The following is a 12,852-nucleotide window of genomic DNA, read 5'->3' as shown; positions in this document are numbered from 1 at the left end:
AAGGAGAGCTCTACATAGATTTAATAGCTCTCTTTTTTTATATCGCCTTTTTTACAGCCAATTTCACATATAATACTTTTTAGTGGTTATTTAAATCTTCCTCCTTAGCAACACGCAATCCATCATCAATCAGTTTTTTCAAATTTGGATATCGGATAATAAATTCCAAGAGCCTCTGTTCGGCCTGAGTAGTTAATTCCCCTCCATCATTAGCCTGGGCAATTTCAAATAATTCAACCAAACCTAACCAATGATCTGCATTTTCCGGTCCCAATTGACTGAAAATCTCCAGCCATACTTTCTGATCAAAACCGTTGTCCCGCAAATTCCGTATCGCAGCATGACAATTCACTAGTTTTACATCTTCCGTTTCGGCAGGTATTGAAGATAGATCCTTATCCAAATGCTCCTCCAGCGCATCATAGGCATCTTTATCCGCAGCGCCTGCAAATACAGATACTATTTCCGCTCCGACAGCCATATCGTATGTTCCCCATTCAGGTTTAAAATACACCTCTTCCCTATCGCTACGGTATACCTCGCATCCTATAAATGAAATCAAAACAATCTTGCCAAATTGACGTACAATCTTTTGAACAATTCCCGATACAATAATCCCTGAAGCAAAGTTTAACGAACACTGCTGCCCTTCCACTACAACATATTGAATCAATGTTGCTTCATCAAAATCGGCTAAGTCACTATCTGCACCGCGCAAGTGTCCTACAGGGGAGCCAAACCCTTCGCTATGATAAATGATACCGTGGCCTTCAAGCTGTTTACCTGCTACCGCCAAAGCTGTAGGTCCATGTGTTTGAATATAAGAGAGATTTTTATCTGCGTTGGCCAGCTTAAAAACGCCCGACACCTGCAAACCGGAACTATATTCCACAGTGCAAACAGCTCTACAGTCTATTGCCTTGTCAAGGCTCTGTTTGCCCCCTACGCGAAAAGCCATGGTATCAGCAAATTTATCCAATACGAGCTTTAGGTGTTCAAAATCCGGTGTAACAAATAGCTGTGGTTGTGGTTTGGTAATATCATAAGGATATTCGATTGCATTTAAACCATACGCCAACTTAGGCACATCTTCCTGCATGCAGCTTGCGCTTTCTCCAATAGAAGACAGTAAACCAGCTCCATAAATTTTGGGGTTATGAAGATCTCCAATAAGTCCGTATTCCACAGTCCACCAATGCAACCTGCTCAACAATGCCATCTCCGAAGGCTCGCCCATATTATCTTGAATGATCTGCAAATTTTTCTCTGCTTCCGCCAACTCAGCCGCCGTTGTTGTAGCGTGTTCTTTTAAAATAGATAGGTGGCGAATAGCTTCGTAGAGTTCAAAATCTTTGCCCGAAGAAAGTGCTTTCGTACCAACCTCCCCAAAGTACTGCAAATATGTAGCGTAATCTGGCTCACCGATTATAGGTGCATGTCCTGAAGATTCGTGAATAATATCTGGTGCCGGTGTATATTCGATATGTTCCAATTGACGTATGTCTGCAGCAATAACTAGTACGCGGTGCGCCTGAAATTCCATAAAAGCAGCCGGCGGAATAAATCCATCCACAGTCACAGCCCCCCAGCCAATTAATTTTAGACTATCGTTCATGTCCTGTAGGTTCGGGATGGTCGCGATGGATAATCCTGCTTTCTTCAATCCCGGAATATAAGGGTAGTAGGCTACATCTTTCAAGAAAGAATAATTCTGACGCATGACATAACGCCACAATGCTTGATCCAGCGCGGTATAACGTTCATATCGTTGGGCTACTACATAGCGTTTCAAATGTTTGGGCAACCGCTCCAAAACAATATTATTATATGTTTCCATCTATAATTGGTATGAAAATAAAGTATGAGACTCCTATATGAAGGTAGAAATTATTTATGGTTTAAGAAAGGACCACGATGTTATTTTACTACTTTTAGCAAAACATTAAAAAAGTATACCCTCACAAACCTTACTAGATAACTCTAAAATAAGCCCTTTTACCTAATTTAATTTTAAAACAAGTATTCAAATCAAGCATCAGCTCCGGATTCAGCTGTTTTATTGAATCGATCTGCACTGCACCGCCTATAATCAATCTTCGCATCGCCGACTTTGTTGCCCCCTTTAGGAAATGACATAGATCGACCAGTTTAATCTGTTCACCAAACTGTTCGCGCAATGTTTGACCCGACACCTCCTCAAAAGCCTTTTCTTCTAATTTCTTGCTCTGAAACTGCTTCACAAAAAAATCAACCGCACTGGCCGCAAACTCGTCGCCATGGTATTGAGCAACTAGATTATGTGCAATAAGTTTCTTAATTTCCATTGGATTTTCGCCCATTTCAATACGGGTCTTCATGCCAAGTTTGGTTTCCTGATTGAAATCAGTTGTCAAGCCAATATATTCTGGAATTAAATGATCAGGAATAGACATGGTTTTACCAAACATTTCATTCGGTTCATCCAAAAGACCGATCGTATTGTTTAATGATTTGCTCATTTTTTCTTTTCCGTCCAGCCCGCGCAACAAGGGCATACACAGTACTATTTGTGGATCCTGTCCAAAAGATTCCTGTAGCTGCCGGCCCATCGCGCAATTAAACAGTTGGTCCGTTCCCCCCATTTCAATATCACTATTGACATGTACAGAGTCAAAGCCCTGCAATATCGGGTAAAGCAATTCATGCATGGCTATTGATTGGTTTTCGTTAAAACGTTTATTAAAATCATGCCGCTGCATCAATTGAGCGACGGTTACTTTCGATACCAGCTGGATAACTTCTGTAAAATTTAGTTGATCCAACCAGTCTCCATTAAAAACAACTTTCGCTTTTGAAACATCAATAATTTTAGACAGTTGCGCAATGTAAGTTGCCGCATTGTGCGCTATCGCATCCTGACATAAAGGTTTACGGGCTTTATTTTTTCCTGTAGGATCACCGATCCGAGCTGTAAAACTACCAACGAGAATCACGACTTCGTGCCCCAGCTGCTGAAACTGGCGTAGTTTCTTTAACACTACAGCGTGCCCTAAATGAAGATCCGGTGCTGTTGGATCAAAACCAAGTTTTATAATCAATGGTCGGTTCTTTTCTTCAGACTCCTTCAACTTCGATGCAAGCCCCTCCTTCGGTAAAATAATTTCGATATTTTCTTCTAACTCTTTTAACATGATGTTATATAAAATAAAAAAAGCCCGAACGTTATGTTCGGGCTTAGCTATAAATAATAATTTGAATTTCTTAATTTAATAGGCATAGGGGTCCCGAACGATTATCGGGCGATAATAATTAAAGAAAAATGGAAGACGTAATATGTTGTTCATTTTCTTCATTGCTTGACAAAGGTAGTGCTATATTTTTAAAATGCAAAAATATTGGCATCCATACTTGATTCAAGATGCATTTTTAAATTATCCGCCGGTATTTTTATTTATCAATTTTCCGGCTCCATTATAAACATACTTTTCTGTATTCCCTTTATCCTTTTTCTCCACGACCTTTTGCACTAACAATGAATTCTTAAAATACTCATGGTAAAAGCAGTTATTAAGGTTATATTTCCGCTCAACGAGATTATTATTCTGATACAGATCAGTGTAATCAATTTTAGCTTTCCGATAGGTATGTTTTAGTAATTGACCATTGGCATCAAATGACTTTGATTCCTGTATCTGCCCACCACAATTCAATTTGGCGCTGTACATTAAGGTATTGTCTAATCGGTAGTCAGCTCGGGTATGGTCAAAATCATTCTCAACCGTATAGTAATTATCAAAGAAGACTTTTGTCACTTTTTTACCACTATTTGCAGCTCGGTAGAATACCGTTTTTTCCTGACTGATTTTCCCATTCTTAAAATTGCGCTGCACACTTGAACTATCCGTTATGGTATATTGAAAGTCTGGCAATGCAGCAGATTTCACAGTCATTTGCTGCAATACACCATGTCTTACGATAACATCACCGGTACGCCCATCTTTTTCAATTTTAAAATCACCATCGACGATGCCATCCTGATTAATCGTAATAAATGCATTGGAAAGTCCCATAAATTGATTCTTTTGCAGAATATATTTACCCTGTTTCAACTTCGTTTCTTTACCTTTTTCAAGTACCCGGATTGTATCTTTTGGATATTCCGACAAATGCAATTGATAACGATCTTTGTCCAAGCGAACATACTCTTGCGCAACTCCCAACTGAACAGCTAAACACAAGCATAATGATATGATAAAACGTGATTTCGACATAATGTAATAAAATTGTTGCAATCATAGTAATACAATTATTACACCAAAAATTAAAATTCGGTTGATTTTCCAAATAATTCCCCAATACGATAGATGCTGTAGTACCTCCATATTACAGAACAGACAAGCTTAATCGTGAAATGAAAAAAGGGGAGTTATTTATGCATAACTCCCCTTTTTTCAAAGCCAATTGGTACTTGTACCCATCATGCGAGAACATTCGAGAACTAAACAGACTCTAAATATTGTGCATAACAATACCCTTCTTCATTATCTTTGGTTCTGACCAACCACCATTGATCATTAGCCTTACTAATCAATGTGATGATTTCTCCTTTAGCTGCTTTTCCGACGATAGGCTGGTCTGTACCAGGGCCTTTTCTAATGTTCAAATTGCTATTTTCTGTTATAACTTTCACCTGGCTTCCGGGCACTTCCGTAGCCACATCTACATTTAACACCACATCTCCGGTTTGGAAATTAGGATCTATATTACCGTAGATTTCCCAGAGCTTATTTTTCACATCTGCTGTTGGTGCTGTACCACGAATTTGCAATACTCCATCCATTTCGGCGTAGTTCAGGTCATTTACACCTGAAGATTGTGCCGTATCTAAAAGAACCTTATATTTTTCCTGCAATGACATAATTTCACTATTTTATTTTTTGACAACAATACCGCTTAGATCCACTTTTTTTGGATTTAAGTTATCCAAACCTTGTTTTAAGGTGATTATCTTAGGCTGCTCCAAAGTACCTGTAACAGCGATCACACCATCCTTTACACTTGCCTGTACCGTAGGAAAATCCTTCATAAACGTATTCACTGCTGCTCCAAGCACCGCATCATTATTGGATACCTCAATAGGAGCTGGAGTCGACGACACTGGGGCGCTAACGATAATATTGTTTTGAATAGACTTGATGTCCTTATCGCCTGCTGTTTTAGCAATAGACTCCACTTGTTGCTTTTCTTCTTCGGAAGCAACCGTGCCACTTAAGATAACTTCCCCTTTTTTAACGTCGACGTCCACGGTTTTACGACCGGTAAGTGCATTTTCGATCTTTTCTTCCAACTTCTCATCAGATAAGCCTGATTTGCAAGCCGTAAAGGAAAGCACAACTGTAGTTGCCAATAGACAAAATGTTAATTTGCTAAATTTCATAAGACCAATTTTAATTTATAATTCAACAATAATCCTAACAAACTCCATACGCAATTGTTTGTCCAATTATTTTTAAACTTAAATTCCCTTGCCGGATTATAATTATATAATTAAATTTAGGAACAGAGGTATTCATGATTGTTTCATTCGGATCATTTAATCCTCTGTGGTTATAAAAACGCTTTAAGTAACAGATACGCACTTTGATGATTCAATCAAACAGCTATTAATTATGGGATTTTTGAACAATATTTTTGGTAAAAAAGAAAATAAAAAGGACAGTATAGCGGATTTTTGGGATTGGTTTACAAAAAACGAACACGCATTTTTTCAAATCGTCAAGACTGGAGAACAAATTGATCAGAATTTTTTCAGCAAACTTTCGCCGAAGATCGATGCTCTTCGCAAGGAACTTTATTTCTTAACGGGAATGTACGATGATGACACTGCAGAACTTGTAGTTACCCCAGATGGTGTCATCAAAAACGTTGCGTTCGTGGAGCATCTGATTGCTTCTGCTCCAGCATTAGCGCATTGGAAATTTACTGCATTAAAACCCGCTATTGCGGATATGGAAAAATTCAAAATCACGATGTATGGATTCACTTTTGACATCAAGGATATGTTTTTTTACCCCATTCAACATAAATACCATCCGGATGAAGTCGATATTGTTATTGTTCACCCCGATTTTACGGAAGAGAACAAAGCCAATATTTCCCATGGGATAGAAATATTTCTCGACAATTACATTGGTGAATTGAACTCGATCATAGCCATAGATAACTTGAATGTAACCTCAAAAGAGCTTGCAACAGAAGAGCTTATTCCTCTACTTAAATTAAAAGACTATTTGATCTGGCGGGAAAAGGAATTTGTGGAAAAATATACCGACGTTAGGCACCGGGCCGCAGATGACACATACACTGCTTTTGAGGGTATCCTGGAGAACGACTTACCTATCTTTGCTATCATCAATACGACGTTATTAGACTGGGACGGAAAAGCTTCTCACCCTTGGATAGTTACATTAAAGATTAATTATGACGGAACAGCAACCAATGGCATGCCCGATCAGGAGACTTACGATTTAATGGATAAATTTGAAGAAGAATTAATGGACAGTCTTCCAAATGATATTGGATTTCTTAATATCGGAAGAGAAACTGCCGATAACCTCAGGGAAATTTACTTGGCTTGTACAGAATTCCGAAAAGCCTCACGCACGATTGATCGATTAATCGAAGAATACAGGGACAATCTCCAAATTGATTATAGCATCTACAAAGATAAATACTGGAAAACCTTCGAACGATTTTATAAACAAATAGAATAGGTCTCTCGAACAGCAGACATAAGTTTCAATAAAAGTACTTTATAAAATATGCTTTATTTACATGAATAAAATCATTCTTTTGGTTATTATCCTTGGAATTGGCCTTATCACATACAAAACCATTCAAAAAAACACGCTTTTAGCCGTTGTTGATAAGGAAGAAAATACTCCTTCAGACGCCTTTCGCTATACGATGGCAATAAAGAACGTAAAAAAACGCATCATAAACAACAAAAAGTATAATAGTGACATATCCTTTCTCTTGGATATGAAAAGACCATCGGGAAGAAATCGTTTTTTTGTCGTAGATCTAAAAACAGATCGGATTCTAGATCAAGGGCTAGTGGCACATGGATCCGGCTCCGAAACCGGAAAAAAGAATCTTTTGCAATTTAGTAATACGGATAACTCTCATGCGACATCGCTAGGTAGTTACGCTATCGGCAGCTCGTATAACGGTAAATTTGGAAAAGCATATAAATTATATGGCTTAGATAGCTCCAATAGCAATGCATATGCTAGAAACATCGTTCTACACAAATATGACCGCATGCCTTACGATGAACAAGTAGATCCAGTATGTCTCAGTGAAGGCTGTCCTATGGTAAACGTCGAATTCTACAAAAGACTACAGAACTTGATTGACTCTTCAAAGAAACAAATCGTCTTACATATTTATTATTGATCACCTTCATTATTGATCGCCGGCTATCTTCTTTGATCAAATTCAATAAAACCTGATACGGACTTTGAGATACACTAAGAGCTTTCAACCAAGCAATAAATCCCATAATAAATAAATCTTTATTTTCTTTGTCCTCCGCCATAGTTTGAACAGCTGCCCGAAAGGATTTCCCTTGAATAACTGCTGGATTTAAAAGATATTTCTCTACCAATTTGGCAAAATCAATCACTCTGTTTTCCTTGACATTCAGCAAGTATTTTTTATACCTACCGACAAAGCTTTTTAATTTCAAGGTTGCCAAATCGATGTGATCGAATTGAATATGGATCAGAATTTCAAGCAGACTCTTCCGAATCGTCCACAACATGCCCATTTTCTTCTCGTACCAAGCATCTGTTCGAATCAACTGTCGAAGTTCAATCAATGCTGTTTTATCTTCAAATTGCGTTAAAAACATCACCAAACACAACTGTAGATCCGCAAGATCAACCTCACTTGATTTTGGTGAGGCTTGTTTAATCCCTGCCCTTAACACGGAAAGACCTTTTACTCCATCGCCAAGGTAATGGAAATTCAATGCCATCAACAAATGGCACCGCAGCTGAAACTGGACTCGAAAAACCGTATTTCCTTGAGATAAAACTTCATTCAAGCGTTCTAAATACCCGATGCTCTCATTAAAGAATCCGTTCCTCAAATTAAAATTGGCCAGATAATACAAAATATGAAGATAGTAAAATAGCTGATGCGCTGATTGTTCATCGTACTTCATCAAAAAATTATCTGCTGTTTTTAAAAAAGAACGAACCAGTGTATAGTTTTGATGTATTGCGGCATACTCATTTGCAATATACAGAAGTTGATAGAGTGATTTAAATGATAAGAGATCATCCAAAGAAATACTGTATTTACTCAGCACACTCAAAATCAACTTATTGATATCAATTATTTTTGCTTTCAAATGAATATCCTGCAATGCTGAGCGCAATAGCGCATAAGCAATCTGAAATTTTGCTTCTTGCTGCAGTTTTTGCTGATTTTCGGTAAAACGATCGATAAGCAATTCCAAATTGACATTCAAATCTAAATGTGCATATTGTAGTCTGATTTGCAAGATTTCGTTCAGCAAACTAAACTGATCCAGAACAAGAGCCTTGTCCTCAGCCCGTTGAAGGCATTTGAATCCAATCTTAATGAACTGACTTTCCAATAGAAAACGACCCACAACAAATAATCTCAACGCTTCGTGGGCTTCACTGTTGTCTCGTTCAAAAACCTTATTTGAAAGAAAAAACAAAAGACTATCATGAAGCCTTTTCCTCAATGCGTGATAAGCATCCCGGTTTTTAATGGGATCATATAACTTTTTTAGCTTATTTATATCATCAGTTTCTATAATCTCAAGTAACTTGATATTTTTCACATCATTTCGCTTATTCTTTTGTTTCAAAAAGGTTTTAAAATCCCTAATATCATCTTTATTCAATAATAATAGTAGATCCGATATCGCGTCCGCCATAGCTTAAATTTAGAATTAAACAAATATATTAAACAAAATTATATCGTCAGTATTATTATAAATTCAAGTTTTAAAATAATTAGTTCCTATCGATATTTGAATCATAAAACAACAACAAATTAAAACTAAAACAAGAAAATTATGGAACCGCTAAAAAACATGATTGAAGAAAAAAAGGCTGAAAGAAATTTAGACAAAAGAAACCCATTTAAACCAACAGGAGCATTTATTGGAGCCTCATGGACTGCGTTATTGGTTGGTACCGTAGGCTATTGTGTAGGCTTATGGAATGCAACAATGGCATTAAATGAAAAAGGGTATTATTTTACAATTTTACTATTTGCGCTATTTGCGGTTATCTCTGTTCAAAAAAGTGTAAGAGATAAAGCAGAAGGACTAGCTGTTACCGAATTGTACTATGGTTTAAGCTGGTTTGCAACAATTGCTGCCGTCGTGCTATTAACTGTAGGACTATGGAACGCGGATCTGCTGTTAAGTGAAAAAGGATTCTATGCAATGTCCTTCTCATTGAGTATTTTTTCAGCTATCGCAGTACAAAAAAATACACGTGATGCAAAACTTATCGATGACAATGAAATAAAACTTTAGCGGGTGCCGATCCTGCAGCCTCTGCGTAGCAAGCTGCAGGATCTTTCAATCTCTCGTAAAGCAAAAAAGGAAGAGCTTTTCATGGTGCTCTTCCTTTTTTTAAGTGGATTGTTTAGGTGGTGCAATAGGAAGGTAAACGAAAAATGCACTTCCAGTACCAAAAACACTTTGCACATCAATCTCTCCCCCCATGCTTTCGATAAATTCCTTGCTTATGCTTAACCCCAAGCCTGTTCCTTCCTTTGTATCCCCTGGAACACGGAAATACCGATCAAAAATCTTCGCTAAATATTGTACCGGGATTCCTTGTCCCTGATCTTCAACACGCAAAAGCACCCTGGCGCCCATTCTTTTGACAGCAAGACAAATCCCCCCCCCTTCATCGGAATAACGAATTGCATTGGACAGTAGATTCGTCAATACCCATGCGGTCTTCTCGTTATCAATAAAAACCATCGGCAGTTCCTCTTCCAGTTCAACCTGTAGTTGGATTTTCTTTTGGTCAAGCATTGAACGATTGGCTAAAAGGGCATAATCTATAATCGGTCCGATTGTCGCCGGATTCAGCTTCATCTGAATGGTACCGCTCTCCACTTGTGCAATATCCAAAAGTTCTCCCGTAATTTTCAGAAGCCGCTCTGTATCATCAGCAATTCCTTCAAGCAAGTCTTTTTGTTCTTCATTCAACTCTCCAATCCGCTTATTCTCGAGCAATTGGATCCCCATGCGTATTGATGCGATTGGTGTCTTCAGTTCATGAGATACCGTTCCAATAAAATTTGTTTTTGCGACATCACGTTCCTTAAAACTTGTCACGTTCTTCAACAAAATAAATTGTCCAATAAACTGCGAACTCTCCTCTCCCGTTGGTACAACATTAATGTCGATAACCTCCAGTTCAAAGTAGTTATCTTTTCCATAGGCAAAGATCTGAACCAAACCAAGATGCTCGGATTGCTGGTTTAAAGCGTTGATCCTATCGAGAAGCTTACGAATCAAATCATTGGAAGAAGCTATTTCCACTAATTTTTGCCCTTCAAATTCTGCGTGTTTTAACCCCGAGAGCAAACAAGCGGGTTCATTTGCAAAGAGCACTCTTTTTTCCTCATCTGTCCCTATAACGGCATCATGCATATTATCAATAAGCGCTTCAATTCTCTTTTTATGCTGCAAGATCTTACCCAATTTACTTTCCGTATATTCCTCGAGTTTTTGAGCCATTGTATTGAACGATTGCGCCACTTCTCCAAATTCATCCTTCCGCTTAAAATGAAGTCTCCTTTTATAATTCCCAGCAGCAATCTGTTTAATACTATCGGTTAATTGTACAATTGGACCAGCAATCGCTAGGGGGAGATTGACAAGTAATACAAACGCAATCATAAAACAGATCGCACCCACAATGGAGATCGCCAAAATAGCTTTTTCAGCTGTTGCATTGGCGATATTATTTTTGTTTTCAATTGCCTGCATATTAAGATACATTAGCTGAAATATATCTTTGTGTAAGTCAGCAGCAATTGTGGTATCTTTCACCTTTTTCTTTAAACTCAAAAAGTGATGATCTACACGTTCGGTCACCGCCCGTTCTCCAGGCTCAGTTACATTGCGCTTTTGGAGGCTCAAATTATGTTCAAATAGCGCCATGCTCTTCCCATTCTTATGAAGATCTTCCAAGGCCAACAGCATATTTCTGGAATAATGCAGCGTATTATAATTGTCGACTAAAATATTATTGGTATCTTTTTTTAATCGATAAACATAATACCCACTCACTATTGCAAGCAGTAAGATCATAAAAAATAAAAATCCTACCCCAAATGTCAGCTTTGCTTTAAGTTTCATTGGATTTTATATTCTTCAATTTTTCGATACAAGGTAGCTATGCCGATTTCTAACAATCGAGCAGCTTCAGCTTTATTTCCATTCGTATGTTTCAATACACGTTGTATATGTTGCCTCTCCATATTGGACATTGAAAAGTTTGATAAGACGCTTGCCCCTTCTCTATACTCACGTTCACCAAAAGGAAGGCCCTCAACACCTAATATGCCACCCTCACTCAAAATCACACTGCGTTCAATCACATTCTTCAGTTCACGGATATTTCCCCGCCATAGGTTATTTTCCAATGCCTGCACAAACTCAGGGGTCATCCGCAAAGGTTTCAAGTTGGATTTTAAAGCAAAAATATCTGCGTAGTATTGTGCCAAAGTTGCTATATCTTCAATACGCTCACGCAGTGGGGGCAATTCAATCGTGAAAACAGACAACCTATAAAATAGATCACTCCTGAAATGGTCAGATGCAATTTCGGTTTCGAGATTTCTGTTGGTCGCGGCTATGATACGTACATCCACTTTCGTTGGTTTGGAGTCCCCAACTTTTAAAAACTCGCCGGTTTCCAAAACGCGAAGAATTTTGGCCTGAAGTTCCACGGCCATCTCCCCGACTTCATCCAGAAAAATAGTCCCCAAATGTGCCTCTTCAAACAAACCCCGCTGATCTTTAGTAGCACCGGTAAAGGCACCGGATTTATGACCAAACAGCTCGTTTTCCAGCAGATCTTTTGTAAATGCGGCACAGTTAATGGCCACAAAACTACGCGCTCTCCTGGAACTCGCCTGATGGATTGCCTGTGCAAAAACCTCCTTACCGGTACCAGTCTCGCCTGTTAGCAAGACCGTTGTATTTGTAACGGCAACTTTTTGTGCCATGCCAATGGCAGCCTTTATTGCATTAGATTTTCCAATAATTTTATCGAAAGAAAGTTTATCTCCTAATCGCTTTTCTAACTGTTGTACCCTTCTTGCCAATGCAACCTTTTCACTGGCTTTATAAAGTAGGGGTATAATGCGATTATTATCATCTCCTTTGGTAATATATTCAAAAGCACCATTTTTTATCGCCCGAACACCGTCCGGGATATTCCCGTATGCTGTCAATAGAATAATCTCTACAATTGGATACCGTTCTTTAATTAATTTGGCCGTTTCTACCCCATTACCGTCAGGCAGTTTGACATCACAAAGTACAACGTCTACATCACTGACTTCAAGCTTTTTCAACCCCGATTTAATATCAGCAGCTTCAATCACATCAAAACCTTCCAGGCTAATAATTTTGGCCATCAATTTCCGAAGTTTCTCTTCGTCATCTATAAGGAGAACTCTATTCACAATATTCGTTTTTTCAAAAGTACAATTTGTCCGAAGCAAATAGTAGAAAAATAAACAATTTGACTATTCCTCAAAAACTTTCCCGTCATCAAAATAAAAACACTATAT

The 12,852-nt window shown here is 38.2% G+C and carries 11 protein-coding genes; 3 read left to right on the top strand and 8 right to left on the bottom strand.

The features are described 5' to 3' along the window. Positions 1 to 79: 79 nt before the first annotated feature. The 5 genes from K2F45_RS08680 to K2F45_RS08660 all read right to left on the bottom strand — a co-directional run bounded on the left by K2F45_RS08680 (position 80) and on the right by K2F45_RS08660 (position 5,416). Positions 80 to 1,837 carry an aromatic amino acid hydroxylase gene (locus K2F45_RS08680; protein WP_075991793.1) on the bottom strand — a complete coding sequence of 586 codons (1,758 nt, stop codon included), beginning with the start codon at positions 1,835 to 1,837 and terminating at the stop codon, positions 80 to 82. A gap of 133 nt (positions 1,838 to 1,970) precedes the next feature. Then, entirely contained in the window at positions 1,971 to 3,170 is a 1,200-nt protein-coding gene (gene tyrS / locus K2F45_RS08675) for a tyrosine--tRNA ligase (RefSeq protein ID WP_248933319.1), read from the bottom strand. A 240-nt stretch (positions 3,171 to 3,410) separates the two neighbouring features. Next, positions 3,411 to 4,250 (bottom strand): hypothetical protein, encoded by an 840-nt coding sequence (locus K2F45_RS08670; protein ID WP_075991791.1) that lies wholly within the window; start codon positions 4,248 to 4,250, stop codon positions 3,411 to 3,413. Positions 4,251 to 4,477: 227 nt separating this feature from the next. Continuing rightward, a complete protein-coding gene (locus K2F45_RS08665) occupies positions 4,478 to 4,897 on the bottom strand; it encodes an SH3 domain-containing protein (RefSeq protein WP_046675658.1) in 420 nt (139 codons plus the stop codon). 12 nt (positions 4,898 to 4,909) lie between these two features. Continuing rightward, complete coding sequence (locus K2F45_RS08660) at positions 4,910 to 5,416, bottom strand: BON domain-containing protein (RefSeq protein WP_088160876.1); 507 nt, start codon at positions 5,414 to 5,416, stop codon at positions 4,910 to 4,912. A gap of 232 nt (positions 5,417 to 5,648) precedes the next feature. Between K2F45_RS08660 and K2F45_RS08655 the strand changes: the two genes are divergently transcribed. Both K2F45_RS08655 and K2F45_RS08650 read left to right on the top strand, forming a co-directional pair. After that, the gene (locus tag K2F45_RS08655; RefSeq protein ID WP_075991789.1) at positions 5,649 to 6,752 is read left to right on the top strand and encodes a DUF695 domain-containing protein; all 1,104 of its coding nucleotides are present in this window, start codon (positions 5,649 to 5,651) and stop codon (positions 6,750 to 6,752) included. A 61-nt stretch (positions 6,753 to 6,813) separates the two neighbouring features. Next, the gene (locus K2F45_RS08650; RefSeq protein WP_248933318.1) at positions 6,814 to 7,437 is read left to right on the top strand and encodes a murein L,D-transpeptidase catalytic domain-containing protein; all 624 of its coding nucleotides are present in this window, start codon (positions 6,814 to 6,816) and stop codon (positions 7,435 to 7,437) included. Here the strand turns inward: K2F45_RS08650 and K2F45_RS08645 are convergent. Next, positions 7,352 to 8,956: a hypothetical protein gene (locus K2F45_RS08645; RefSeq protein ID WP_248933317.1), complete on the bottom strand. Its 1,605-nt coding sequence runs from the start codon at positions 8,954 to 8,956 to the stop codon at positions 7,352 to 7,354. The genes K2F45_RS08650 and K2F45_RS08645 overlap by 86 nt on opposite strands. A gap of 141 nt (positions 8,957 to 9,097) precedes the next feature. Between K2F45_RS08645 and yiaA the strand changes: the two genes are divergently transcribed. Next, positions 9,098 to 9,565, top strand: a complete 468-nt coding sequence (yiaA, locus tag K2F45_RS08640) for an inner membrane protein YiaA (protein ID WP_046675653.1) — start codon at positions 9,098 to 9,100, stop codon at positions 9,563 to 9,565. A 99-nt stretch (positions 9,566 to 9,664) separates the two neighbouring features. Here yiaA and K2F45_RS08635 read toward each other — a convergent pair whose 3' ends face one another. Continuing rightward, positions 9,665 to 11,410: a sensor histidine kinase gene (locus K2F45_RS08635; RefSeq protein ID WP_248933316.1), complete on the bottom strand. Its 1,746-nt coding sequence runs from the start codon at positions 11,408 to 11,410 to the stop codon at positions 9,665 to 9,667. Further along, on the bottom strand, positions 11,407 to 12,744 hold the full coding sequence (locus K2F45_RS08630; protein ID WP_075991785.1) for a sigma-54-dependent transcriptional regulator: 1,338 nt from the start codon (positions 12,742 to 12,744) through the stop codon (positions 11,407 to 11,409). Before K2F45_RS08630 ends, K2F45_RS08635 begins: the two co-directional genes overlap by 4 nt. Positions 12,745 to 12,852 lie beyond the last annotated feature (108 nt).

The sequence above is a fragment of the Sphingobacterium siyangense genome, from assembly GCF_023277505.1.
Classification (GTDB): Bacteria; Bacteroidota; Bacteroidia; order Sphingobacteriales; family Sphingobacteriaceae; genus Sphingobacterium; species Sphingobacterium siyangense.
Note: the sequence above shows the minus strand (reverse complement) of the source record. Positions and strands in the feature narration are given on the sequence as shown.